The organism is Acinetobacter sp. 16 (assembly GCF_033439925.1).
In the GTDB taxonomy this organism is placed as follows: domain Bacteria; phylum Pseudomonadota; class Gammaproteobacteria; order Pseudomonadales; family Moraxellaceae; genus Acinetobacter; species Acinetobacter junii.
The window spans coordinates 2,163,190-2,189,106 of sequence record NZ_CP137746.1 but is presented as its reverse complement, the minus strand read 5'-3'; the positions used below and the strand labels follow the sequence as shown (position 1 = coordinate 2,189,106).

Genomic DNA, 25,917 nt, shown 5'->3' with positions numbered 1-25,917 from the left:
GTCAAATACCTGTAACCGATAAAAGAGCTGAGTCAAAGCTTGTAGAGTTTTGGCGCAGAGCGACAGTTTGTACATTATCGCGTGCAATTAAATCTGCAAGTGTGATTTTGGCGAGATAATCGGCAATATGGTGGGAGAGTTCTTGCCATAAGTCATGCGTTAAACACATTGCACCATTTTGGCAGTTTCCTTTATGGTCGCAACGAGTCGCATCAACAGTTTCATTTACAGCTTCGATGATTTCTAGCACTGTGATCTCACTTGCAATACGCGCAAGATGATATCCGCCATTTGCACCACGAACGCTTGAAACTAACCCATGGCGCTTAAGCTTTGCGAATAATTGTTCGAGATAAGCGACAGAGATGGATTGGCGTGCTGCTATTTCCGCAAGCGTGATCGTTTGTTCAGTTGGCTGCAAAGCTAAATCAAGTAGAGCAGTCACTGCGTAACGACCGCGAGTTGTAAGACGCATGATTCGGTACACATGGTTAGACTAGATGTCTAAATTTTATGAATTCCGACTAAAATAGTCAAGTTTTTTAATTGCCAATATGTGTGTGAAAAGTGAAATATAAAGTTTTTATTGTATCCACATATTATATACAAAAAAACCAATCAAAATAAAGCTAAATACAGCAAAGCTGATATTGATCAAGCGTTGGCGCTTTTGGAGTCTATGGATTCGATTTTGATATTGTTTAACTTCCACGAGTAATGAGTTTATTTCAGAGCGTTGTTGATCAATTTTATCTAGCAAGGGTGCAATTCTTTGCTGTGAAGCTAAGGTTTCAGCATCATCATCGAATGCACTAAACCACTGTTTCCAGTTAGCAAATATGCTTGGGAGTGTCAAATGCGGTGATAAATCTAAAAACTCTTCGGCAAGTGAGGTTTCACCTAAAAGTCGCATGTTGTGAATGCTGCGCTGATTATTAAACACAAATATTTTAGTAAGATCGATCAGCGTACTATTGATTTCAAGATCAATTTTTCGATCTAAAGACTGCATATCAAATAGCAATCCTTTGTCTGTGAACTGAATATAAAAATCAAAGAAAGGGATATAGCTATTGATACGTAAAGTCACACGCTGGTCAATAAATCGTTTCGCCTGTAGACGAAGTGCTGAATCATGAGTCAGGATAAATGAGAAAAAAGTTTCTAAAACAATGATAACAAAGTTTAGCAACAAATGAGGATGTCTATGTCTTTGTTGCGTTTCACTCATGAGTCTCTTTTTCCTTACCAGTCAATAGATATAGCCATAAAGCATATAAACTTGAGCATCCTTGCTCAATGATTAATATTAATTTACATGACTTTGTAGCTTTGTAGAACAGTTTTTTAAAACGATCAAGTCTTAACTTTGATATTATAAAAACATTTTTATGGTTAAATACGACATACTGTTTGTAAAGTGCTTAGGAGCATTGGTCTATGGATAACACTAACCTTGAAAATTCAGGTGAAGAAGCCGAGGTAAAAACCAAATTAAAATCAAAGAGTTCTAAAAAATCTGCTTTGGATTTCAAAAAATATACACAACAAATTTGGCTGGCAGGTTTAGGTGCATTTTCACGTGCTGAAGAAGAAGGAAATAAATTATTTGACTCGCTTGTAAAAGTTGGTGAAGAGCTTGAGTCAAAAACTGTTGATTTTGCAGATAACACCGTTGGGAAAGTCACTGAAAAGGCAAAAGAGTCTGTGACTGACACTAAAGACAAAGTAGAAAAAATTTTAGATACAGGTGTAAATCACTCTTTAAATCGAATCGGTTTGGTTACTCCTAAAGATCTACAGCATATTGAACAGCTTTTGGTGCAGCTTCATATCAAAGTTGATGCTTTAATTGAAGAAAATAACCAATTAAAGGCCAAATTGAATAAAAAGTAAAAAAACTCCTGACGCTCGTCCGTTTATGTCGTATTTCAGTATTTATTTTGGTTAAAACGCCTTTCTAGTATTGCGTTCTCCCCTAAAGCATTGCTATAAAGGCGGCATGGCCTTTTAAACTATAGCCTTGGATCTTAACAAACGATATTAAGAGGATATTTTTTATCATGAATAAATCAGAATTAATTGATGCGATTGCTGAAAAAGGGGGAGTATCTAAGTCGGATGCTGGTAAGGCACTTGACGCAACAATTGCATCGATCACTGAAGCACTAAAAAAGGGTGATACGGTTACTTTAGTCGGTTTTGGTACTTTTAGTGTTAAAGAGCGTGCTGCTCGTACTGGTCGTAATCCTAAAACTGGTGAAGAGCTACAAATTAAAGCTAGTAAAGTACCAAGTTTTAAACCAGGTAAAGGTTTGAAAGATTCAGTTGCGTAATCTTTTTAAATCAATAAACGCACCATCTCGGGTGCGTTTTTTATTTATCGAATGAAAAAGTTGATTTGAGCTTTATTCTGCATTCATTCGCTTTTATTTTTCAGTTAAAATTGCCCCGAAATAAAATATTGGAATTCTCATGGAATCTTTTCGTACACTCATTAAGGGTTGGCTTGGCAAAGTCCTTCTAGTTTTGTTTTTGACCCCTTTAGCGCTTGTAGGTATTGAAGGATATTTTAGTGGAGGCAATAAAGCAGATGTTGCAAAATCTGTAAATGGCCAAGATATTTCTAATAAAGAATTAGAAACAGCAACTAAAAATTATAAAGATCAATATTTATCCTTAGTAAAGGGTGATGAGTCTCTTTTGAACCTCTCTCTTATTCAAGAAAAAGCATTAGATGCACTGATTGCTCGTAGCTTGTTACAACAACAAGCAGAAAAACTAGGGATTTCCCTAAGTGATACGCAACTTGAGCAAATGTTGGCTCAACAACCTAGCTTTCAAGAAAACGGACAATTTTCACAAAAGCTCTATGAAAATTATCTACGCTCTGTTGGTATGACCAATCAAGGCTTGGTTGCTAGTCTGCGTCAAGACCATGCTTTAAAAATGATTTCATCGACATTGATGGATTATGCTTTGGTGAGTAAATCTGATTTACAGCAACTTGCTAATTTACAAACAGAACAACGTACTTTGCATTTAGCTAGCATTAAGTTAGATGATTACAAAAAGGGTATTACTGTTTCTAATCAAGAAATTGCAGATTATTACAACAAGCATAAAAACCAATTTAAACAGGTTGCTAATGTTGATGTGGATTATGTGGTTTTAACACCAGCATTATTGCCACAAGCAAATGTAGCTCCTTCTGAAGCTGAGTTACAGCAGGCATATAAAGCATTCATTGATAAACAACAGAAAGATGTGAAGCGAGAAGTTAAACATATTCTGATTACAACGGATTCAAGAGATGCAGCGACAGCTCAGAAATTGGCAAATGATGTATACGCTAAAATTCAGTCAGGCATGTCATTTGCTGATGCTGCAGCGCAATTTTCAGAAGACCCTTCTTCTAAAACACAAGGTGGTTTAGTTGAAGCTTATGCTCCTGGTGTGTTTTCAGCAGACTTTGATAACGCTGTTAATTCTTTGAAGAATGGTCAGATTTCTAAACCAGTTAAGACACAGTACGGTTATCATATTATCGCTGCAAACGCTCCTGCAATTGATATCCCATCGTATGAAGCTGAAAAACCGCGCTTAATTGCTGAAGTGCAGAAAACAAAACAAGCCAATTTATTTAGCGATACAGTGAATAGTCTAAATGAAATGGTTGTGGGGAATGATTCATTAGATGCCGTGGCTCAAGAAGTTAAAGGCGTTCGTGTTGAATCTGCTAAAGGTGTGACTTTAACAACGCAAAATCCTTATTTAAGCGATTTAAATGTAAAAGCAAAATTGTTTAATGATGATGTAAAAAATGGTGATCGCAATGCATCATCAAGTATTCAATTAGCAAATGGTGATGTGATCTGGATCAAGGTGCGTGATTATCGTGCTGCTGGAGTCAAGACACTTGCTCAAGCAACTGCTGAAGTAAAAGCTAAGGTGATTGAGGAAAAAGCATATAAGGCTGCCCAAGCGAAAATCGCATCAACTTTAGCTGAATTTAAGACTCAACCTGCTGCACAAGTTGTTGCAAAGTCAAAAATTATTTTTGAGGATGCAGGTACTTATGCTCGTTCACAAGGTTTAAAGCGTGCTATCGAGCGCGCAGCATTTAGTATCCCTGCGCCAACTAAAGAAGGTATGTGGTCAGTTACAACGACTCAACTACCTAATGAGTTGGTAATTGTGGCGGTCTCTACGGTGAATACAAATGCCGCAAGTGCTTTACAACCAGAACAGTTGAATGAGTTAACCAAGTTATATCAGCAGTTCCGTGGTCAGCAAATTTTAGAGGACTATACTGAGTATCTAAAATCACAAGCAAAGATTAAGTAAGACTTAAGCAAAAAAAACCAGTTCAAATGAACTGGTTTTTTTTATAGGTAAAAGTTTTGAATTACTTTTTTTGAATAAATTTTGCTTCTTCTGTTTGTGGGTATTGGCTTATCAGCTTGTTTTTATACTGATTGGCTAGAGCTGTGTTTTTGTCCACTTCTTTAGCAATGCTGTACAGTTGGTAAATTGCTCTTGGTGCTTTAGCAGAGTTTGGATAACGTGTAGCCACGATATTGTAATTCTGTTTTGCAGCTTTATAGTCAACAGGCTCTACAGCTAGATAAAATTCAGCTAACCAAAAATATGCATTTCCAACATAAATACCATTCGGATGATTTTTAATAAAGTTTTGCATCGGTTGGATCGCTTTTTTTGCTCCACCTTGTTTGTAAGCATCTAAAGCAACGGTATATGCAGCTTTTTCTAATTCAATTTGAGCGTTTGTTGTATTCGTGGTTGCAGTATTTTGTGTTGCCTGTACCACAGGTGTAGATGTTGAATTAGTGGTGTTTTTAGGGGAGTCTGGTTGTATTGTATTGGCTGGAGAAGGAGGTTCTGATTTTGGTGCTGCTGCAGCTTCTGCTGTTGACTCTGTTGTAGCTTCCGTTGTTTCTTCAGGTGGATCAATTTTTTGTGATAAAAGTTCTAAGCGTTGATCTAAGTCTGTATATCGATTAGCTAATTCTTTCTTTAATAGTTCAATAGAGTTTTCATGCTCTTCCAATTGACCACGTAATCTACGAACTTCTTCTTCGAGCTTCTGATTTTTCTGAATCAAATCCCAGTTTAGATTTGTGCTTACGGGTGCTGAAGTTGTGTTGTCATTAAATTGTTGGCTTAACGCACGAGATTCAATAGGAATATTTGCATACAAATGTGTACTGCTAAGTAGTGCAATAAAAATTGCAGAATGCTTTTTTAGCATGAAAATTCATCCATAAAGTTGAAAATAAAGCTGTGGGGTGAATAAGCTTTGTTTTTTACTTGAGACACACCAAACAAACATTTTTAGATTTAGCCATTAAAACAGCAACACATTTAAATGCAATACGTGTTTACAATCTTCAAGCACTTTTGGAGAAAATACGTTTTGTTTTGTATAAACATTAAACAAATTATAATGTTCTCAACGAGCCAAAAAACATAGTTGGTGTTGATTTAAGCAGTTGAATCAAAAACTGAATTAAAAATGGAGACAAGCCTTGCAACTCCAATAAAAATCTCTATACTTTGTCAGGCAATGGTAGCCCTGCTGGTAGCTTCGCAATTGTACTCTATGAACCCCGCCAGGACCGGAAGGTAGCAACGGTAGTAGATCTATGATGTGCCGGAGTCTTGCTGGTAGGGTTGCCACCAATTATTCTTCATCGCTCGTTCGAGCAATCGCTTTCATAATTACACTCATATCAAACCCTCTATACTGTAAAAATCGAATTTGTTTTGCCTTGATCTTTTGATCTTTTGAAACCTCAGTACCAAATTTTTTGACCTTTAGTTGATATGCTTGTTCTAACCAATCAACTTCTTTTAACTCTTCTGTAATAAGCTCTTCATCTAATTGTTTTGCTTTCAAAGCTTGTTTTATGCGTTGTAGACCTTTCCCTTTGCGTATTTGACTTGCTAAGGTTTGCTCAGCAACACGTTGATCGCTTTGATAGTTATTTACTGCTAGCTCTTCGACGAGTTTTGCAACTTCATCAGGATTAATCGCATATAGATTTAGTTTTGCTATAAGTTCAGCTTGCGAATAATCGCGACGAGTCAGGAGTGCAAATGCATAAGAACGAAGTCTTTGACCTGTGAGTGTTTTAGGTTTCTCTGTTTTCTCATAATTAAACAAGTTTTATATCCTCATGAAAGAAAAACGCCCCGAAGGGCGTTTCAGTTTAACTTTCTAAAAAATCTGGTTCTTCTACATCTTCTGTAGGGGCTGCTTCAGGATTGTTTTTAGTGAGTAATTGCTCGCGAACAACCTTCTCAATTTCAGCAGCGATTTTCGAATTCTCTTCAAAATAACGAATTACGTTGTTTTTACCTTGTCCGATTTTGTTGCCTTGGTATGAGTACCATGCACCCGCTTTTTGAACAATATCTTGTTGTACGGCGAGGTCAACTAATTCACCTAGTTGATTAGTTCCTTTACCGTACATGATTTGGAATACTGCTTCGCGGAAAGGAGGTGCCATTTTGTTTTTTACAACTTTGACTTTAGTTTCAGAACCAACGATTTCATCGCCTTCTTTAACTTGTCCAATACGACGGATATCTAAGCGCACTGACGCATAGAATTTAAGTGCATTACCACCTGTGGTTGTTTCTGGACTACCAAACATCACACCAATTTTCATACGAATTTGGTTGATGAAGATCACCATACAGTTAGAGCGTTTTGCGTTACCAGTGATTTTACGCAATGCTTGGCTCATCAAACGAGCTTGTAAGCCCATATGAGAGTCACCCATTTCGCCTTCAATTTCAGCTTTTGGTGTTAATGCTGCAACTGAGTCGACAACGATTAAATCAATTGCACCTGAACGAACGAGCATATCTGCGATTTCAAGCGCTTGTTCACCATTGTCGGGTTGAGAGACTAGTAGGTTGTCAATATCAACGCCTAATTTGCGTGCATATTGTGGGTCAAGCGCATGTTCAGCATCGATGAATGCACAAGTACCACCATTTTTTTGACATTGAGCAATTGCTTGCAATGTCATTGTTGTTTTACCAGATGATTCAGGACCATAAATCTCAATAATACGACCTTTCGGTAATCCACCAATACCTAAAGCGATATCTAGTGTTAATGACCCTGTAGATACAGCTTCAACTGCTTGTACAGTATTGTCACCTAAGCGCATCACAGTGTTTTTGCCAAATTGTTTTTCAATCTGGCTTAACGCAGCTTGTAACGCTTTACTTTTATTATCATCCATCTCAAAACCTCAAAACTTTATATTCTTAACGACTAACCCAAGTGGATGTATTGAATCTCAACTTGTTGGGACTTGAGTATAGTGGCAGATTCTAGTTGTTTATTCTACATCTGACCTGCGTCAATACGACACAAGATGACGCACCTTAAATTAGAAAAAATTACTCATCATGATAAGACCATGATTGAACATTTTCTTGTTTAAAACGATTGATATCACGACGATCTTTTTTGCTTGGTCGATGATCAGGTCGGGCTAGATTATGCAATTTTCGTTGCGATGCATGCAACTCTCTACGCTCAATACTTTCAGTTGTTTCTTCATAGAGTAACTGAGCCATAGGAGCACCGCCACGTATAGACGATAGGGCTTTGACGATGACAGTTTTCTTGTCAAATCCTTGTTGAATGGTCAGTTCCATTCCAACCCGAACATCTTTGGATACTTTGACGCGTTCATTATTGTGATGAACTTTACCACCTTCAATGGCTGCTTTTGCGATGGAGCGTGTTTTGAAGAAACGAGCAGCCCAAAGCCATTTATCAATTCGCATGGCTTCCATGCTTTCTGGTTCATGCTGTTTTGGCATCTGTTACCTGTAAATGGGTTTCTAGACAATCAAATAAATCAGTGAGTTCATCAAGTGCGGGGTAAGGAAGTTCATTGGAATTCCTTGCAGCTTTGCTACTTGATGGTTGTACTATGCTAAATAGTTTTGAAATTCCAAAACTTTCTGCGCCTTTCAATACGGCAACTGTATCATCAATAAAAATTGCTTTCGTTGGATCAAATGGATGCAGTTGCTGAAGTTCACGCCAAAAAGAAACATCTTCTTTTGCGTATCCTAATTCTTCACTACTAATCATAAGTTCAAAGTAAGGGCTCAGTGCAACATTTTCAAGTTTTAGCTGTAATCCTGCTTTATCCGCGTTAGTAAGTAACCAACAACGATAGCCCTTTTGTTTGAGTTGTTCTAATAATTCAAAGCAACCGGAACGCGCTTTGATTTTATTTCGATGCTCGTATTGGAGTTGCAAAACATCGACTCCAACTTTTGTAGTCCAGTACGCAGAAGAATACCAAGATAGTGTATGCTTATGTTGTTGGTAAAATTGAAATAGTGTCTGTTTACTCTGTTCTAGAGTGCATTGATGTACTTGAGCATGGCGTTCAGGTAGACACTCATTCCAAATAAAATCATCAAAGGCTAAATCGAGTAATGTGCCATCCATGTCGAACATGGCAATAGGCTTTTGCTGTAAATCTGAATATGACATAAGGTTGGTCTATGTTTATAAAAACGCTCGCTCCACAAGATGACTTGATTATGCAACTTGTTCCAATTATGGCGCAGGCTAGTCAAATATTGTTGGAAGAATACCAAAGTTATTGTGCTGGTTGCGAGTTTAATATTCAGGAAAAAAGTGATGATTCTCCTGTGACTCAAGCTGATCTAAAGGTAAATCATTTTCTACTCAAGCATTTGGCAACGATAACACCGCAATTACCTGTCTTATCTGAAGAGAGTGATTATTCTGAGCGTAAGTCATGGAAAAAATGTTGGATGCTTGATCCACTAGATGGAACGAAAGAGTTTATACATGAGCGTGATGAATTTACGACTAATTTAAGTTTGATCGAAGACCATCAGACAACTTTTGCGATTATTGCAGTGCCTTGTGAACAGGTCATGTATATCGGTTATCGCAATCAACTTCCTTATAAATACAGTTTTAGCCGTAATGAATGGTTTCAATACAAAATAGAAGAACATGACTTAAATACGCCTCTCCAAATTGGATTAAGTCACAACAGTAAAAATCCTAAATATCAAAATTTTATTCAACCATTACTCAAGCATCGTGCTGTTGAGCGACGTGAAGCTGGTAGTGCTTATAAGTTTTGTATGATGCTTGAAGGTGATATAGATATTTATCCACGGTTTCATCCAACATCGGAATGGGATACGAGTTCAGGTCAATCATTATTAGAAAGTATTGGCGGTGGTCTACTGACTCTAGAAGCTAAGCCATTTTTGTATAATCAGCGAGAAACTGTTCTTAATGGTGGCTTTATCGCATTTAAAGATCAGTACTGCAAAAAAATTGCATATGAAGCATTAAAGCATTCTGGGATTTTAGATTGAGAGTTATATTACCCATGTTATAGTGAGTTAAATTTTTATATTACATAAATATTATGGCGCTACATTTATTGCCTAAAAGTATGTTTGAAGCTGTGGATTTATTGCCAGACACTTCAACTCCAGTCACCTTATTTACACGTCATTCATTGCGAGAACTTGTCAATGGGCAGGGATTTGCTGGTTATGATTTGCAGTTGACTGAGCAGGGGCGAGAGCTTGCATATGCTTGGGGGCAATATCTCATACAAAATACAGATCGAGCCATACATCACTGTATTTCTAGTCCTATCCAACGATGTGTTGATACTGCAGCCTTAATGATTGAAGGTGCTGATCAGTTACGTAAGGGTGAAAACACTCATACGATAGAGATTGTTGAACAGCGATTATTGGTTGAGCCAGGTAGTTTTGTATTAGACATTCAACAAGCTGCACCATATTTTCGTAAACAAGGTGCATTGGGGTTTATCAACAGTTTTGTGAATAATGCTTTGCCTGGCATGAAACACCCTATTACAGGTGTATTTGATGTACTTGAGTTGCTTTATCACACACATCCAACACATCAAAATGGTTTAAGTATTGCTGTTAGTCATGACACTATTTTGGCTGCAATTGTAGCTGTCATTTCAGGTCAAACAGAAATTCAACAATCAGACTGGCCAGATATGATGGAGGGATTATTTGTTTGGTTTGAGGGTGAGGATTTTGCAAATAGCAAGTTAAAATGGATTTGGCGTGGTCAAAAACAAGAATTATTAATTAAAGATTTTAAAGAAAAATAACTAACCCTTAGAGCTGACCAGATCACGATAACTAAATCTTTAGATATTTTACGATATCCTAAATTTATATTTTTTATCTTTTAGTAAAGATGATATTATTTTTAAATGCATGATTTTATTAATATTAATTAATAATCGTAAACTTATCTTTATTGATAATTTATTACGGTTTATTGGGGGAAATGTGATGTGTTTAAAACTTAAATATTTGTCATTATCTGTTCTTGCAGCAATGTTAAGTGCTTGTGGCGGCGGAAGTGGTGGTGCTTCATCAACAGAAAGTAATATGGGGTCAGGAAGTTCGGGTGATTCTCATCCATCTTTTTCTGAAAAATACCCTGAGCCAGCAAAAGATGTTATCGATGATACGGTTCTTGGTTTTTATGATTACGATAAATTAGGTTTAGCTCGTACTTTGAGGAATGATTTGAATGGAAGCTTTTCAGCTATGATTCAATTTGCTCAAAGTCATGTGGTTAATCCAAAAAATAATGAAAAAGATTACATGCCTCGTTTAACCTCTGAGAAAGAGGCACTTTTATTAGTGACACCATTAATCGAGATGGGGAATATTCAATCTTTAAAAGCTGAAATTTATCAGGGTAATCAATTGCTGAGAACGGTAGATTTAGATGATCCATCTCGTTTGGCTGCATCTGATCAATCAAATAATGATGGACGACCACAGGTGAACTATTCAAAACGTGCTTGGAGCACTGCTTTGAATTGGAATGAAGTTAAAGCTGGTTTGCATATTCGAATTATTGATCCCTTAACTAATCGTAGTGGTGACTTAGCAGAGATAGATATTGACTTTGCCGCTCCAGGTGAGTTGGTTGTGCAAAATATTCGTTTGGGATTACTTACCGATCCACCTCAGTCTAACGGTCACTATATGCTGTTAGAACCAACAAAAGCAGGAACAGATTATTTTCAGACTATTCCAGCTGCTCGAATGATTGTCACCTAATATGACGATTTAAAACTCGATAAAGTCATGGTTGCTAGTGGGGTAATTTATGATGCTGCCAGTGTAACGACTGGTGATGTCTATAGTGGTGATATGCGCGAAAATACGGCAAAGTCAACATTTGGGGTAGGTATTAATCTAGCAAATTGGGGAATTACCAGTGCCTCTATGGCGAGTCAAGAACAGCCTCAACTGACACAAAGTGTAGTTACACATCATGCTCGCGGTAAATACAGTAATGGTGACGTCACGCATGGTTTGAGTGGTGGTAATCGAATGCTAACACTGATTGACTCTGTAGGTAATGAGTTTAGTCATGAGATTGGACATCACTATGGTTTGGGACATTATCCTGGTTCCGTGAATAATAATATGTTTTGGGCTGCACATCATGCAGATAGTGGCTGGGGATATATCGCCTTTAGAAATAAAATGCGTGGTAATCTCAATTGGACATCGACAAATCTTGGAGATGGTAGTAATGGCGTTCCAAACTTTTTAAATAAGTATGCTTATGGTTGGGATGCGATGTCTGGTGGTTCGACTGCGAGTTCGATTTCGAAATATACACATTACACAGGCTATAGCACGTATCTCAAGATTCAACCTGCCTTTGATCGTTATGTCTGGGATAAAAACTCACCAACTGGTTATAAAAAGTGGAATGCTACAACACGAGCTATGGAAGTTGCACAGCCCAAAGTACCGAACTCTGGAAATGTTTGGTATGACTCAGCTGATGGAAATTACTTAAAGCCAAGATTATTCGGTGTTCCTGTTTATACGATTCTGGGTGGATATGATCCTGTAAATCAAGTGGGTTTAATTTATCCAGCTGCAAGAGGGAATTGGGGTAATGTGTTTAACTTGCCTCAAATCAATCCAAATGATTCTACGGCAAGTTGTTGGTTAAATATTCGATTTGCATCAAATGAGCAAAATATTGCTCTAGCACCTCAACGTATGAATACGAATAGTAATGCCAATAAGTTCCATATTAATGTGGCTCAAAGTGAATCACCACAGCAAGTAGATTTGTATTGTAGAAAAGCCAATCAAAAAGCAGTTTTACTTTCAACAATAATGATTCCAGCAAACAATGTACAAATTTCACCTTATGCAGAAATTGGTAAAAATGTTGGGTATTCAGCATTAAAACAAATTGAACTTCCAGTACTTGAGCAAGCTCTTTTGGAAAATGCTACAAGACCCGTGGTGAATTTGTCAGCTGATAATAAATTGTTGTTCGATTCATATCAAAAATTCAAAGATCAGCTTTCGATTGCAGCGCAGAACGAAATGAATCGTTATACCCAACAGCAAAACACGCTGTATCGTTTGAATCGCTGGATGAATGTATATCGCTCTGATTTAGTGAATCTAAATGCTGATGCAGTTAACGCTTTTCATGTTTTCCTAGATAAGCTCGAACTGAAAAGTGATTTTAATTTGGGTTCTGCGATGAGTTTAATGAATCGAACAAATTGTTTAAAAGCTGAAAAACTTGAAAATGGTCAATTCAATGCATTTATTAGTGGTGCTTCTGGTTGTATAGGCGATGACTCAGAAAAATGGGTTTACGATGCATTAGGAAAAATTCACAGCAAAAAATATATAGATCAATGCTTAGCAACTACTTCGGGTAATGTAATTAATTTACAGCCTTGTAATAACAATCAAACTAATCAAGTTTGGACTACCGACATGAGTGCTCAAGCGATTAAGCAGGCTAATCAATGCTTTGATTTGGAGGGTGGTTATCTGACGAATAATCGTGCACGCTTAATTCGCTATCGTTGCACAGGAGGAGCTAACCAGAAATGGACGATTCCAACTGCTAATAATAGTTTGATTCTTTCAGGTCTAACGGCTAAGAATTTAGTATTAACGACAAAAGTATTTGGATTAAACGAATAGCTTATACATAAGAAAGGGGTGGTAGCTCTGCCTCTTTCTATTATGATAAAATTTGAAAATCAAGAGACAATAAAAAAGCCCGAAAATCGGGCTTTTTTATGTGCAACAAATTAGTTAGCTAATGCTTTAATTTGAGCGTTTAAGCGGCTCTTGTGACGAGCAGCTTTATTTTTGTGGATGATGCCTTTGTCAGCCATACGGTCGATTACAGGTACAGCTGTTTTGTAAGCTTCAGAAGCTACAGCATAATCACCAGCAGCGATCGCATTTACAGTACGTTTGATGTAAGTACGAACCATAGAACGCAAGCTTGCGTTGTGTTTACGTGCTTTAACGTTTTGACGAGCACGTTTTTTAGCTTGAGCAGAGTTTGCCACTCGTGCACTCCTTGAAAATAAGTTGGTCTGGGCGGGCTGAAGTTAAAACCAATAAAATATTAGCAACATTCACCAGCCCGTAAACAAGTGCCATATTTTGAGGAAACTACGCCCCGAAGTCAAGCCTTGTGATACTTTTAAGTACATTTAACAGGTGATTATCTTGCAAGAAAACGTTACATTAGTCCAAGTGATAACTTGAGCGAAATAAAAATGAAAATAGGTGCGAAGAAGGCAATTATTATTGGTGCGACAGGTTTAGTCGGTTTGGCTTTGATTGAACAATTACAATCGTCTGATGACTTTGAATCAATCACGGTGGTTGTTCGTAAAAAAACTGATAAATTAGATGCTTATACTAAAGTGACGCAGTTCGTTCTTGAAGATTTTTTATTACTTAATGACGAAGATGTAAATGGTTTTACCCATGCTTTTAGCTGTTTGGGAAGTACGATCAAACAGGCTGGTTCTAAAGATAAATTTTATGCAATTGATTATGAAATTAATGCGCATTTTGCAGATTTAATTCAAGATAAAAACATTCATCTGTTAATTGTTAGTGCGCTTGGAGCGAATGCTAATTCGCCGATTTTTTACAATAAGGTAAAAGGTCAGTTAGAAGATTATTTGAAAAAATTGTCAATTTATAAGTTATCGATCTTTCAGCCTTCTTTGTTGATTGGAAAACGCAGCGAAGTTCGTTTATTGGAAGATACAGCGCAAACACTGTTTAAGCTTGTAGAAAAAACGTGGACTAAACCGTTTAAATATAAGCCTATCAGTGCAGAACAATTGGCGCATACTATGGTGATTGCAGCTCAAACACAATCAGCAGCATTTAAATTATATGATAATTTAGCGATTCAGCAGACCCAATAAAGGAGAACTTTTGTGACAACAGTATCTTTCGTTACCTGTGACCTATTAGATGATAATCCAGATAAAGAGTTGCAAGTTGTAACACCTTGCATGGATGGTAAATTTTTTAAGAGCTACGGCGCACGTAAGACGTTTGGTGGTCAGATCGTTACCGTTAAATGTTATGAAGATAACTCTCGTGTTAAAGAACTTTTAGCGACCGATGGTACGGGTAAAGTCTTGGTTGTTGATGGTGGTGCATCAATGCGTTGTGCTTTGATGGGGGACTTAATTGCTGATTCGGCTGTAAAAAACCATTGGAATGGGGTGGTAATTTATGGTTGTGTACGTGATGTCGATGCAATTGCGGAATTAGACTTGGGTGTGCATGCATTGGCTGCAATACCGCAAAAAAGTAATCGTAAAGGCATAGGAGAAGTAGACATCACATTGTATTTTGGTGGTGTGACCATCAATTCTGGCGATTATATCTATGCAGATAATAACGGAATTGTGATTGCCAAAGAAAAACTAGTCGACTGCTAAAAGGATAACAGTATGCTTAAAATGGTGAGCCATCAGTTTAAAGTTTTACAATCAGTAGCTGCAACACTTATCGAAGGTGGGCGTGGTGTGTCAGGAACACCATTTCCGAATCAGCCTGAAAAACCAATCAAGCTATATGAATTTGAAGGTTCACCATTTTGCCGACGTGTTCGTGAAGTTATTACGCTTCTGAATTTGGATGTTGAAATCTATCCATGTCCGAAAGGTGGTGAAAAATACCGTCAAATCGTAAAGCAAAAAGGTGGGAAAAAGCAGTTTCCATTTTTAATTGATGAAAATACAGGTGATCAGTTATACGAATCACAAGACATTATTCATCATTTATTTAAGCATTATGGAAAAACGGGACAAACTCCAAAAAAATATAGTCATTATCCTAAATTACCGTATGTTTCGACTTTGGCTACTGTTGCAAATGCAGCTCGTGGTGTTTGGATTAATAAGAAAATTATTAATCGCCCAGCGCCAACGGAGCTTTTAGAGCTATGGAGTTTTGAGGCTAGTCCGTATACGCGTTTAGTCCGTGAAGTATTATGTGAATTAGAATTACCTTATGTGTTGCACAATGTGCCGAAAGAGCGTTGGCAAGATATGGGTCCTGCGATTTTGCGTTTAAAACCAGGAAAATATATTCCACTACCAAATGGTAAGCGTGAAAAGACTGTTGAAATCATGGGGCGTGATATTCAGGTTCCATATTTGGTTGATCCGAACACGGGTGTGAAAATGTTTGAGTCAGCTAAAATTGTTGAGTATCTAAAGAAACAGTACGGACAATAAATATTGAAAAAGCACCTTCAAGAAGGTGCTTTTTTTATCATTTGGTTGTTGCACTCATGATTGTTTTGCAGGTTAAATACTTTAGTTAATATTGTGATGTGATCAACTAATGTTCAGTCAGTTATCTAGTTTATTCAAAAGCTCAAAAGAGACACCAGAACAATTGTTTTTGAAAGAGCATGCTTTAGCCTTTGATAAGGAGCATGGTGTTATATTGAAGGGTATAAAACTGAATGAATTGGGTTTTCGTCTGGAGTATTTTTCAAATCGAAAATTAGATCACTTTGATGATTTGGCAAAGTTGTTTGAAATCAGTCCACAGATAAATGAAAAAATTGATTTAGAAATTTATTCGCAACGTTTTGTAGAACGCTTGGGGAATACAGAAGAAAATCTCAAAGAGTTCAAAGAAATGATTAAAGTTTTGAATGATTATTATGTGAAATTTCAAAGATCAAGATAAGCCAATATGTCCTTATGAATAGTAGTATAAAAAAAGCTGAATCAGATGATTCAGCTTTTTTGTGGGTAATCTAGCAATTATTTTTCAATAATAGCAGTTACACCTTGACCACCAGCAGCACAGATCGAAACTAAGATACGACCTGAACCTTTTTGGTTTAAGATTTTCGCAGCAGTGGCGATGATACGACCACCAGTTGCAGCGAATGGGTGACCCGCAGCTAAAGAAGAACCTTTAACGTTTAATTTGCTACGATCAATTGAACCTAAAGGTGCATCTAAACCTAAACGCTCTTTACAGAATTTCTCATCTTCCCAAGCTTTCAAAGTAGAAAGTACTTGTGATGCAAACGCTTCGTGGATTTCATAGTAGTCGAAGTCTTGAAGTTTAAGACCAGCACGCTCAAGCATACGTGGAACTGCATAAGCAGGAGCCATTAATAAGCCTTCTTTCTTGCCAACGAAATCAACCGCAGCAGTTTCAGTGAAAGTTAGGTAAGCAAGAACTTCATGACCATTTGCTTTAGCCCACTCTTCAGAAGCTAAAAGTACGCATGAAGCACCGTCAGTCAGTGGAGTAGAGTTACCCGCTGTCATGGTTGCAGCTTCGCCCTTGCCAAAAACTGGTTTTAGTTTTGCTAATTTTTCAGCAGTAGAGTCAGCACGTAAGTTGTTGTCACGGTTTAAACCCAAGAATGGCGTGATTAAGTCATCGAAGAAACCTTCTTCGTATGCTTTTGCCATTTTTTGATGAGAAGAAGCTGCTAAAGCATCTTGATCTTCACGGCTAATGCCCCACTCAAGAGCAGTAATTGCCTGATGGTCACCCATTGAAAGACCTGTACGTGGCTCACCATTTTTCGGTGCATCCATCAAATCTTTAACATTGATTTTTTTCAATGCTTTAAGGCGGTCTTTACCTGTTTTAGCGATGTTCAGCTCAAGCAAAGCTTTACGTAAACCGTCACCTAAAGCGATCGGAGCGTCAGATGTAGTATCAACACCACCAGCGATACCTACTTCAATTTGACCTAGAGCGATTTTGTTCGCCACAAGGAAAGCTGCCTGTAAACCAGTACCACACGCTTGCTGAATGTCATAAGCTGGCGTTTCTGGTGCAAGTTGAGTGTTTAAAACACACTCACGAGTCATGTTGAAGTCACGGCTGTGTTTTAATACTGCACCTGCAACCACTTCACCTAAACGTTGGCCTTGTAGGTTAAAACGCTCAACTAAGCCGTTTAATGCCGCGGTGAACATATCCATGTTTGAAGCAGTGAAATATGCGCCGTTTGAACGTGCGAAAGGAATACGGTTACCGCCAATAATGGCAACACGGCGAACAGTGTTTTGGCTCATGCTTTTATCCTGTTGAACAGAAGGTTTGGTTGTTTTAGCTGGTGCTACTTTTGTAGATGTAGAAGAAGCAGTGCTTTTTGTACTACGACTGGTAGAACGAGGGCGAGTCGTTTTAGTTGTCGTACTTGCTGCTTTAGGAGTTGCGTCAGCACTTTTACTTGGAGTAGAAGTTGCTTTTGATGTATTTGACACAGTCTCTTGAGCAGAATTCTCGACTGCTGGATTTTCTTGAGTTGTTTTGCTCATAAGGCTTTTCCAAGCATAATTGCGATATTCTTGCTATAACCATAGCATATTTCCAATACTGCTGTATTGACTAGAATGACGCTTTAGACCACATTCAGGTCAAGACATCCAGACATGAAGTCAAGTATGATTTATTGTGAGTCAATCAAACATTGGTTTCATGTTATTTTGCTGACATGGTTTAGATGTTTGTAAAAAATTCATTTGTATGAGAGATAATAATCATGACCGATCAATACCAAGCATTTACACAATCACCTTTGGGTAAATTTGTTGTAAAAAATTTAGGTTTACCATCGCCAGCTGCTCTAGATCGTTTTGAAAGTGGCCAACCTGTTGTAAATGGTGCCGTATTGCTTGGCGCAGCACCTTCAAGCACGATTTCCGCTTCTATTGCACAGGTTCTTAGTAATATCCATGCAGATAGCTACGTAGGCAATAACGTTGAATTACAGCAAACTGCTGCAAAAGTAGGTTTAAACCTTCGTCCTTTGAATGCAGATGATAAAGAATCTAAGTTTAAAGCAGTTGTATTCGACGCTTCTGGTATCCAAAATTCAGAACAATTAAAAGAGTTGTACAACTTCTTTAATCCAATCGCTCGTCAAATCTCAAGTTCTGGCCGTGTAATTGTAATTGGTACAACACCTGAAACAGCTAAAACAGTAAAACAAGCGATTGCTCAACGTGCGCTTGAAGGTTTTGTGAAGTCTGTTGGTAAAGAATTCAAAAAGGGTATCACTGCTCAAGTGGTTTATGTAGATCAAGGCGCTGAAGCAAACTTGGAATCTACTTTACGTTTCTTAATTTCACCACGCTCTGCTTATGTATCTGGTCAAGTGATTCGCGTATCTAAAGCAGATAATGTTGACCTAGATTGGGCTAAACCTTTAGCGGGTAAAACTGCTTTAGTTACTGGTGCAAGCCGTGGTATCGGTGAAGCGATTGCAAATGTATTGGCACGTGACGGCGCGCATGTAATTTGTTTAGATGTTCCACAACAACAAGCTGACTTAGAGCGTGTTGCTGGTTCTATTGGTGGTTCAGTATTAGCAATCGATATTACTGCTGCTGATGCAGGTGAAAAAATCAAAACTGCTGCTGCGAAGCAGGGCGGTTTGGACGTGATTGTTCACAATGCTGGTATTACACGTGACAAAACTTTGGCGAATATGAAGCCTGAGCTTTGGGATTTAGTGATTAACATTAACTTATCTGCTATCGAGCGTGTTAATGATTACTTACTATCTAATGATGGTTTAAATGCAAATGGTCGTATCGTTTGTGTATCATCTATCAGTGGTATCGCTGGTAACCTAGGTCAAACGAACTATGCTGTTTCTAAAGCAGGTGTAATTGGCTTGGTTAAATTTACTGCACCAACTTTGAAGAACGGTATTACAATCAATGCTGTAGCACCAGGCTTCATTGAAACTCAAATGACAGCTGCGATTCCATTTGCGATTCGTGAAGCGGGTCGTCGTATGAACTCAATGAACCAAGGTGGTCAACCAGTCGATGTAGCTGAAGCGATTGCATGGTTTGCTTCAACGGGTTCAACAGGCGTAACGGGTAATGTTGTGCGTGTATGTGGTCAAAGTTTACTAGGTGCTTAAGCATTAGGGTTTTGAAGAGGGGGTGCGATAGCATCCCTTTTTTATAGAAGAATATCAAAAGGTTAACTATGAATACTCGTCATTTTAGTGAATTACCAAAGCCTTACTTAGCTTATCCAAAAGTTATTCAAGGTCTTATCTTTAAAAAGCCAAAAGGCGAAAAAGTATTACCACAAGTTGAATACGTGGTTGATACTCTTAAAATTGATACGAAACATTTAGAAAGCTATAACGAAATTTGTGGTTTCAAAAATGATGGTTTCGTGCCAGCAATTTACTTAGCTGTGTTATCTCAAAGCTTACAAATGCATATGATGACCAGTGAAGCATTTCCATTTGCAATTTTGGGTTTGGTGCATATTCGTAACCAAATTAAACAAACTCGTAAAATTGGTGTGAATGAGCAAATTACGCTTTCTTGCAAATTTGGTGAGCTTAAACCACATGATAAAGGTTTGCAGTTTGATTTTATCACGACTGCAAAAGTAGGTAGCGAAGTGGTGATGGAAAGCTTAACGACTTATTTGTCTCGTCAAAAGGTTGAGAAAAAAGCTGCTGAAAAATCTAAAGAAGCTCAAGAACCTTCATATCAACCTCAAGCTGAATGGAATATCTCTGAGAATACTGGTCGTCGTTATGCGATGATTTCTGGCGATTTTAACTTGATCCATATCCATGCTGTTACAGCAAAAGCATTTGGTTTTAAACAAGCGATTGCACACGGGATGTGGAGTAAAGCAAAAGCTTTGGCGAACGTTCAACTTCCAGATGCTTATGAAGCGGATGTATGGTTTAAATTGCCTATGTTCTTACCATCTACAGTTGAATTTTTAACTGCTACAGATGCTAAGCAAACTGATTTCCTGATCCGTAACGTGAAATCGAAAAAACCTCATGTCGCTGGGACTGTAAAAGCAATTTAAGATGTAATTTTCATTGAGATCTATCTTTTCTGTTCGCAGGAGAGATTTTCTTAAAAATAATATTATAAGGATGTGTGCTTTGATTAAAGAATTTCTTTTTGCCAATACTGAAAACTACCATGGCACTGTTGATGAACGATTCAAAGATTTAGCGACTCAATTTAGCCGATTCCAAGATGCTCGAAGCCATGAAGGCGGAGCTGCTTTGGTTGTGTATTTCCAAGGTCAAAAAGTTGTTGATATTTTTACTGGTAAGAAATCACAAAATGAAGCTTGGCAAGCTGATACTTTAGCAATGTGTTATTCAACGGGAAAAGGGATTCTAGCGACTCTTGCACATATCTTGGTCAGTGAAGGTCTATTAGACTATGATAAGCCAATTGCAAAATATTGGCCTGAGTTTGCTCAAAACAATAAAGAAAATATTACCTTGCGTCATGTCCTTTCACATCAAACTGGTTTATTTGATATTCGTAATCTCATCGAGACCGCAACAGAAATGCTCGATTGGCAACATATGTTAGATGTTGTAGCTGCTGCGACACCGAGATTTGCAGCAGGACAAAGTTATGCTTATCAACCATTAACCTATGGATGGATTCTTGGTGGTGTAATAGAGAAAGCAGCCAAGCAACCTTTAAGTTGGTTGATGCAACGTTATCTAGTCCAACCTCTTGAATTAGATGGTGCTTATTTTGGAACTCCGACTAGTGAATTAAGTCGAGTGGCTCGCTTATTGGAAAGACCGAAACCTGCAACATCAGCTAAACCTCATTCCAAAAAAGACAAGCAACCACGTAAAGCCTCATTGTCTGAAAAATTATTAGAATTATCTGGTCAAAGCCCGCAAGATTTTCAGGATGCCATGATTCCAAAAGGTATGCGGAATTTTAGTTTTTATAGTGATGAAGGATTGCAAGCTGTTATTCCAGCAGCAAATGGCGTATTCACAGCGAATAGCCTTGCTAGAGTCTATGCAATGCTTGCAAATAAAGGACAATGGAAAAATCAGCAACTGATTCGCCCAGGTGTATTTGAGCAGTTAAGTTCAGTTCAAACCACTTCACGAGATCGTGTTATGCCAATTCCGATGCACTGGCGTTTAGGTTATCATCGTATTTTGACGATGGGTAAACGCGCACCACATGGCTTTGGACATGTCGGCTTTAATGGTTCTGGTGCTTGGTGTGATTCAGATCGAGAGCTTAGTTTTGCTTATACACATAATTTTAATATTACCTCCGCAACAGGAGATTATCGTTTGTGGGGGCTAAGTCAAGAAGCTTTACGCTGTGCAGATGCAGTGATTAAAGGAAGAAAAGGGTGGTTTTAACCCACTACTGTCCCATAGTTTGCTTTAAATAAAAAAACCTGAGTCTAAATAGTTAAAATATGAGTGCAAACAAACACTTTAACTATAAAGGACTCAGGTTTTGTCACATCAGAATACCGTATTTCATCAATTACTCAAACCCATCTTAAGACAAGATTTTGAACGTCTGGCTAAACTGCACCACTCTGGGCAAAAATTAAGATCAGCCACCCGCTGGGATCAGTTTGTTGCCATATTGATGTCCCAACTTTCTTGTCGGCAAAGCTTAAGAGACATTCAATCCAATCTCGAATCCCAGCAGGAAAAGCTCTATCATCTTGGCGCGAAGAGAATTGCGCGAAGCACCTTAGCAAGACTCAACGAAGAACAGCCCGCCAGCCTGTATCAGCAATTGTTCACACAGCTGCTTCAGCGCTGTGAAAACTCTAAAACTGCACATAAATTTAGATTCAAAAATCCGCTGTATTCACTAGATGCCAGTCATATTGATCTTTCACTGTCATTGTGCGCATGGGCAAAAGTGCATGAATCCAAAGCCAGTATTAAACTCAGTGTTGGCTTAAATCACAGCAATACCATTCCTGAATTTGTAGCGCTTGGGGATGGTATTGAAAATGATATGGTGCAAGGCAGAGCATTTAAATTTCCTGCTGGCAGCATTATCGTCTTTGATAAAGGATATGTTGATTATCAATGGTTTGCTCAGTTGACACTTCAGAACGTCAGCTTTGTAACCCGGCTACGCCCAAAGACAGTTTATCAAGTTAAATCAAGCCACAGCGTATTAGCGACTAAAGGGATTATTGCGGATGAATGTATTGAATTGAGCAGTGCGCATGCCAAGAAAAGAGGCGCACCTAAATTATTAAGACGTATAGAGTTTTATGATACAGATAAGAAAAGAACATTCGAATTTCTGAGCAACAACTTTCATCTGGCAGCATCCACCATTGCTGCAATTTATAAAGACCGCTGGAAGATTGAGTTATTCTTTAAAGCCATCAAGCAGAATTTAAAACTGAAGTCATTTCTAGGTCGAAGCCGCAATGCGATACAAACGCAAATATGGATTGCATTAATTGCCTATTTGCTGGTGAACTTCGCTAAACACATGGCACAAGAAGGATGGAGTGTTCAGCGTTTACTGAGAATTATTCAGGTCAATTTATTTGAAAGGAAACTTTTAAGGTCACTCTTTGTGCCTGATAAAAAATGGCGAAAACAAGAAGAACCTCAATTGAGGTTCTTCTTGTGATATTTGTGGGACAGCAGTGGGTTTTAACCACCTTTTTTTATTATTAGAACATTAAGTTACTTGTAGTTTCTCTTTGAAAACATCTCATTTTCAATCATAAAGTATGGCTGCTTATAATTAATAATTGTTAAATAAAACTTAATAAATAACTGCATCGTGTGCGCTATTAGACATTGTTTTTATCATTTTAGATTTAGTCCTAATTAATCAAGTTATGCCTGCATTAATTGAAGGTTTTTAAATTAAATTTGAACGTATATGCAAAAAATATAAAAATATATTCAAAAATAAGTTTATGATATATATATTTATATAGTGAAAAATAAACTTGATTGCTATGGTTGGTTTTTGATATTGTTGATCGTGCAAAAAAACACAAAAAGAATTATTATATGAAATTTGGATTAAAAGCCATCTGTTTTGCTGGGATGATAGCTGCTTCTGCCGTGTATGCATCAACAATTTTATCTCCAAATCAGATTAACAATACAGGTAATATCCCAAGCGGATACAGTGACTTAACTTTTGTATTGTCGAATGGAAATTGGGTAAAAATGTTTATTTGCCGACGACTGCTAACCATCTTGATAAAGTGACGATTCAATCAAGTGCAGCTTATAAAAGTTATTTAGATACATCGAATACCAATTTGCCGATTGAAGTATTAGAAATCCAAAGTGGTGATAGTTTTCAATTTGTATGCGATGCAAACTTAAAGAAGTGGTTAGTCCAGCTCACCACAGTTAGCCCAGTGAGTGGTTCACAATATGAGCAAGTTGCACTCTCAACAGCAAAAATTCAGCATGTGCTTATTGCTGATGGTAAGTGGGCAGGCACAGTTGCATTACCTTCGAACGTAAATAATGGCACTTTGGTTCAAATTACTTCAACTGCTGGCTATCCATCACAGTTAGCAAAAGATAATTTACTTTTCCCGAGCAGTTTTAACTTAAATAAAGGCACTGAATATTGGTTTAAGTACAATTCAGCATTACAAAAGTGGGTGCCTGAATATATTAAATCATTGAAATTAAATGTGAAGAATATTGGTAGTTCGCTTAGTAGTGTAATTAACTGAAGTAAGTTTTGGTGATGCAAATTGGGTTCCAAACTTCACGCTACCATCAACTGCAAATGATCGAGATCGTGTAGTCATTAAGTCCTCAGCGACTTGGTCAGCAAAAATCGCAAATACTCATGTAAATACTGCAGCTACCTTAACTTTGAAAAAAGAGGATCAGTATGAATTTATGTACGTAAGTGATCGTGCGCACTGGGTATTAATGTCATCTCCGATCAAAACAATCGATGCAAATACAACTATTCCTTCAATTTTACCTAGTATGAGTGAGCCAACTTTAAAGGTAAAAATTGGACTGCTCCCAGTATCCTAGACATGAGACCGCCTCATTTTGAAGCTGTCTCAAATGCTTCTGGGCTCATCCCATCGAGATGCGAATGACGCCTGATTCGATTGTAAAACATCTCGATATAATCAAACACATCCGCACGGGCCATTTCTCGTGTTTTATAGATCCTCTTTTTAATTCTTTCCTTCTTTAAACTACTAAAAAAGGATTCAGCAACAGCATTGTCCCAACAGTTTCCACGACGACTCATACTCGGAACTAAATTATGCTTTTGACAGAATTTCTGCCAGTCTCCGCTACTGTATTGTGAGCCTTGGTCTGAGTGTATGATCACAGGTTCATTGGGTCTGCGTCGCCATACCGCCATTAAAAGTGCATCCAAAACGATATCCTTGGCAAGCGTAGGTTTCATTGACCAACCGATGACTTTCCTTGAATATAAATCGAGAACCACAGCCAGATATAACCAGCCTTGCCAAGTACGGATGTAGGTAATATCAGTCACCCAGGAAGTATCAGGGGTGCTCACAGCGAACTCTCGATTTAAGTGATTTGGTGGCACAATCGGGGGACGGCCACAACCATAACTTGGCAGAGTAAAACTTGAAGTGCGACATAAACCACCTAATTAATTTAAAGGGTTTATGGAGTATATAAAATTGTCATACCATCATCTTAACTTTGAAGATCGTACTGCATTAATGCTTGAGTCAAGAAAAGAAGGCTTTTCAGCCAGAAAATTTGCTGAACTTATTAAAAGACATCCTAGTACGATCTATCGTGAGCTTAAAAGAAATAGCATCAATGACGTTTATCAAGCTCGATATGCTTCTGATAACACTTTTGCTAGACGTAGACGTGGTCACAGAAAACTCAAAATCGATTCAATCCTCTGGAAATTTATTGTTGAAGCGATCCGTTGTTTATGGTCTCCTCAGCAAATAGCAAAGCGTTTAAAGACATTTCCTGATTTGGATCAAACAATGAATGTAAGCCATACAACGATTTATTCAACGATACGAGCATTACCCAAGGGTGAGTTGAAAAAAGACTTATTATCCTGTCTACGTCATGAAAATAAAAAGCGAAAAGCTAACGGTGAACCTAAAAAAGATTCTATATTACAGGATATTAAAACTATTCATGAGCGCCCAGCCGAAGTTCAAGAAAGAAAAATACCGGGTCATTGGGAAGCTGATTTAATTAAAGGTAAAGACAATAAAAGTTCGATAGCAACACTTATTGAACGAAATACACGGCTCTGTATCTTGGCAACATTACCTGATGCAAAGGCAGAATCAGTGCGCAAGGCTTTAACTGAAGCTCTGAAATATTTACCTGCAGAACTGCGTAAAACGTTGACCTATGACCGTGGACGCGAGATGGCAGAACATAAAATACTTGAAGAAGATTTAGGCATAGATGTATATTTCTGTGACCCACATTCACCCTGGCAAAAAGGCACATGCGAAAATATGAATGGTTTAATTAGGCAATATTTACCTAAAGGGATTGATTTAAATCAGGCAGATCAGCATTATTTAAATCAAGTTGCCATGTCACTGAATACTCGTCCTAGAAAAGCGTTAGATTGGCTTACACCATTAGAGAAATTTGCTCAGCTTGTTGATTATCATAAGACTTTTCAAACTGTCGCACCTCATGTTTGAATT

Annotated in this window: 22 protein-coding genes, 1 other RNA gene and 5 pseudogenes; 17 read left to right on the top strand and 11 right to left on the bottom strand. The window is 37.8% G+C overall.

What is annotated here, in order from left to right; translation table 11 throughout:
• Window position 1 precedes the first annotated feature (1 nt).
• Together R2H34_RS10750 and R2H34_RS10745 are read right to left on the bottom strand one after the other, a co-directional pair.
• Window positions 2–475 carry an Rrf2 family transcriptional regulator gene (locus tag R2H34_RS10750; RefSeq protein WP_004912027.1) on the bottom strand — a complete coding sequence of 158 codons (474 nt, stop codon included), beginning with the start codon at window positions 473–475 and terminating at the stop codon, window positions 2–4.
• A 108-nt stretch (window positions 476–583) separates the two neighbouring features.
• Window positions 584–1,231 carry a hypothetical protein gene (locus tag R2H34_RS10745; RefSeq protein WP_087540322.1) on the bottom strand — a complete coding sequence of 216 codons (648 nt, stop codon included), beginning with the start codon at window positions 1,229–1,231 and terminating at the stop codon, window positions 584–586.
• A 209-nt stretch (window positions 1,232–1,440) separates the two neighbouring features.
• Between R2H34_RS10745 and R2H34_RS10740 the strand changes: the two genes are divergently transcribed.
• The 3 genes from R2H34_RS10740 to R2H34_RS10730 all read left to right on the top strand — a co-directional run bounded on the left by R2H34_RS10740 (window position 1,441) and on the right by R2H34_RS10730 (window position 4,347).
• A complete protein-coding gene (locus R2H34_RS10740; protein ID WP_004912022.1) occupies window positions 1,441–1,896 on the top strand; it encodes a phasin family protein in 456 nt (151 codons plus the stop codon).
• A 167-nt stretch (window positions 1,897–2,063) separates the two neighbouring features.
• Window positions 2,064–2,336, top strand: coding sequence for an HU family DNA-binding protein (locus R2H34_RS10735; protein WP_004878739.1), 273 nt, complete (start codon window positions 2,064–2,066; stop codon window positions 2,334–2,336).
• A 139-nt stretch (window positions 2,337–2,475) separates the two neighbouring features.
• Window positions 2,476–4,347: a SurA N-terminal domain-containing protein gene (locus R2H34_RS10730; RefSeq protein WP_087540320.1), complete on the top strand. Its 1,872-nt coding sequence runs from the start codon at window positions 2,476–2,478 to the stop codon at window positions 4,345–4,347.
• 61 nt (window positions 4,348–4,408) lie between these two features.
• Here R2H34_RS10730 and R2H34_RS17955 read toward each other — a convergent pair.
• A pseudogene (locus R2H34_RS17955) lies at window positions 4,409–4,828 on the bottom strand (tetratricopeptide repeat protein); the annotation flags it as partial.
• Window positions 4,829–4,947: 119 nt separating this feature from the next.
• Window positions 4,948–5,272: pseudogene (locus R2H34_RS17950) on the bottom strand (YbgF trimerization domain-containing protein); the annotation flags it as partial.
• 325 nt (window positions 5,273–5,597) lie between these two features.
• On the opposite strand from R2H34_RS17950, the gene ffs reads away from it, so the two are divergent.
• An RNA gene (gene ffs, locus R2H34_RS10720) (signal recognition particle sRNA small type) lies at window positions 5,598–5,694 on the top strand.
• A 10-nt stretch (window positions 5,695–5,704) separates the two neighbouring features.
• Here the strand turns inward: ffs and R2H34_RS10715 are convergent.
• From R2H34_RS10715 to R2H34_RS10700, 4 genes are all read right to left on the bottom strand, one after another.
• Entirely contained in the window at window positions 5,705–6,187 is a 483-nt protein-coding gene (locus R2H34_RS10715) for a regulatory protein RecX (RefSeq protein WP_005402405.1), read from the bottom strand.
• 46 nt (window positions 6,188–6,233) lie between these two features.
• Window positions 6,234–7,280 (bottom strand): recombinase RecA, encoded by a 1,047-nt coding sequence (recA, locus tag R2H34_RS10710; protein ID WP_004912011.1) that lies wholly within the window; start codon window positions 7,278–7,280, stop codon window positions 6,234–6,236.
• Window positions 7,281–7,440: 160 nt separating this feature from the next.
• Window positions 7,441–7,869: an RNA-binding S4 domain-containing protein gene (locus R2H34_RS10705; protein WP_004912009.1), complete on the bottom strand. Its 429-nt coding sequence runs from the start codon at window positions 7,867–7,869 to the stop codon at window positions 7,441–7,443.
• Window positions 7,853–8,557: an HAD-IA family hydrolase gene (locus R2H34_RS10700; RefSeq protein WP_005402406.1), complete on the bottom strand. Its 705-nt coding sequence runs from the start codon at window positions 8,555–8,557 to the stop codon at window positions 7,853–7,855. The genes R2H34_RS10705 and R2H34_RS10700 overlap by 17 nt, the downstream gene beginning before the upstream one ends.
• Before the next feature lie 11 nt (window positions 8,558–8,568).
• On the opposite strand from R2H34_RS10700, the gene R2H34_RS10695 reads away from it, so the two are divergent.
• The 3 genes and pseudogenes from R2H34_RS10695 to R2H34_RS10685 all read left to right on the top strand — a co-directional run bounded on the left by R2H34_RS10695 (window position 8,569) and on the right by R2H34_RS10685 (window position 13,098).
• Complete coding sequence (locus R2H34_RS10695) at window positions 8,569–9,426, top strand: 3'(2'),5'-bisphosphate nucleotidase CysQ (protein WP_005402407.1); 858 nt, start codon at window positions 8,569–8,571, stop codon at window positions 9,424–9,426.
• Window positions 9,427–9,479: 53 nt separating this feature from the next.
• Window positions 9,480–10,211, top strand: a complete 732-nt coding sequence (locus R2H34_RS10690; RefSeq protein WP_004912000.1) for a histidine phosphatase family protein — start codon at window positions 9,480–9,482, stop codon at window positions 10,209–10,211.
• Window positions 10,212–10,398: 187 nt separating this feature from the next.
• Window positions 10,399–13,098, top strand: a pseudogene (locus tag R2H34_RS10685) (M66 family metalloprotease).
• 110 nt (window positions 13,099–13,208) lie between these two features.
• Here R2H34_RS10685 and rpsT read toward each other — a convergent pair.
• On the bottom strand, window positions 13,209–13,475 hold the full coding sequence (gene rpsT / locus R2H34_RS10680; RefSeq protein ID WP_004639414.1) for a 30S ribosomal protein S20: 267 nt from the start codon (window positions 13,473–13,475) through the stop codon (window positions 13,209–13,211).
• Window positions 13,476–13,688: 213 nt separating this feature from the next.
• Here rpsT and R2H34_RS10675 point away from each other — a divergent pair, with 213 nt between their 5' ends.
• The 4 genes from R2H34_RS10675 (at window position 13,689) to R2H34_RS10660 (ending at window position 16,143) form a co-directional block, all read left to right on the top strand.
• Entirely contained in the window at window positions 13,689–14,354 is a 666-nt protein-coding gene (locus R2H34_RS10675) for an NAD(P)H-binding protein (RefSeq protein WP_004962725.1), read from the top strand.
• A gap of 12 nt (window positions 14,355–14,366) precedes the next feature.
• On the top strand, window positions 14,367–14,879 hold the full coding sequence (gene rraA / locus R2H34_RS10670; protein ID WP_004962721.1) for a ribonuclease E activity regulator RraA: 513 nt from the start codon (window positions 14,367–14,369) through the stop codon (window positions 14,877–14,879).
• A gap of 12 nt (window positions 14,880–14,891) precedes the next feature.
• Complete coding sequence (locus tag R2H34_RS10665) at window positions 14,892–15,680, top strand: glutathione S-transferase N-terminal domain-containing protein (protein ID WP_004911986.1); 789 nt, start codon at window positions 14,892–14,894, stop codon at window positions 15,678–15,680.
• Window positions 15,681–15,789: 109 nt separating this feature from the next.
• A complete protein-coding gene (locus tag R2H34_RS10660; protein ID WP_004962718.1) occupies window positions 15,790–16,143 on the top strand; it encodes a hypothetical protein in 354 nt (117 codons plus the stop codon).
• Window positions 16,144–16,220: 77 nt separating this feature from the next.
• Here the strand turns inward: R2H34_RS10660 and R2H34_RS10655 are convergent, their stop codons facing one another.
• Window positions 16,221–17,747, bottom strand: a complete 1,527-nt coding sequence (locus R2H34_RS10655) for an acetyl-CoA C-acetyltransferase (RefSeq protein ID WP_004962714.1) — start codon at window positions 17,745–17,747, stop codon at window positions 16,221–16,223.
• 224 nt (window positions 17,748–17,971) lie between these two features.
• Between R2H34_RS10655 and R2H34_RS10650 the strand changes: the two genes are divergently transcribed.
• The 5 genes and pseudogenes from R2H34_RS10650 to R2H34_RS10630 all read left to right on the top strand — a co-directional run.
• Window positions 17,972–19,363, top strand: a complete 1,392-nt coding sequence (locus R2H34_RS10650) for a 3-oxoacyl-ACP reductase (RefSeq protein WP_005402414.1) — start codon at window positions 17,972–17,974, stop codon at window positions 19,361–19,363.
• A gap of 68 nt (window positions 19,364–19,431) precedes the next feature.
• Window positions 19,432–20,286 carry a MaoC family dehydratase gene (locus R2H34_RS10645; RefSeq protein ID WP_004962709.1) on the top strand — a complete coding sequence of 285 codons (855 nt, stop codon included), beginning with the start codon at window positions 19,432–19,434 and terminating at the stop codon, window positions 20,284–20,286.
• Window positions 20,287–20,365: 79 nt separating this feature from the next.
• A complete protein-coding gene (locus tag R2H34_RS10640) occupies window positions 20,366–21,619 on the top strand; it encodes a serine hydrolase domain-containing protein (RefSeq protein WP_042891992.1) in 1,254 nt (417 codons plus the stop codon).
• A 100-nt stretch (window positions 21,620–21,719) separates the two neighbouring features.
• Entirely contained in the window at window positions 21,720–22,874 is a 1,155-nt protein-coding gene (locus R2H34_RS10635) for an IS4 family transposase (protein ID WP_151762501.1), read from the top strand.
• 392 nt (window positions 22,875–23,266) lie between these two features.
• Window positions 23,267–24,247, top strand: a pseudogene (locus tag R2H34_RS10630) (metallopeptidase); the annotation flags it as partial.
• Between the two features lie 34 nt (window positions 24,248–24,281).
• Here R2H34_RS10630 and R2H34_RS10625 read toward each other — a convergent pair.
• Window positions 24,282–24,821: pseudogene (locus tag R2H34_RS10625) on the bottom strand (IS3 family transposase); the annotation flags it as partial.
• A 124-nt stretch (window positions 24,822–24,945) separates the two neighbouring features.
• Here R2H34_RS10625 and R2H34_RS10620 point away from each other — a divergent pair.
• Window positions 24,946–25,914, top strand: coding sequence for an IS30 family transposase (locus R2H34_RS10620; RefSeq protein WP_014538385.1), 969 nt, complete (start codon window positions 24,946–24,948; stop codon window positions 25,912–25,914).
• Window positions 25,915–25,917 lie beyond the last annotated feature (3 nt).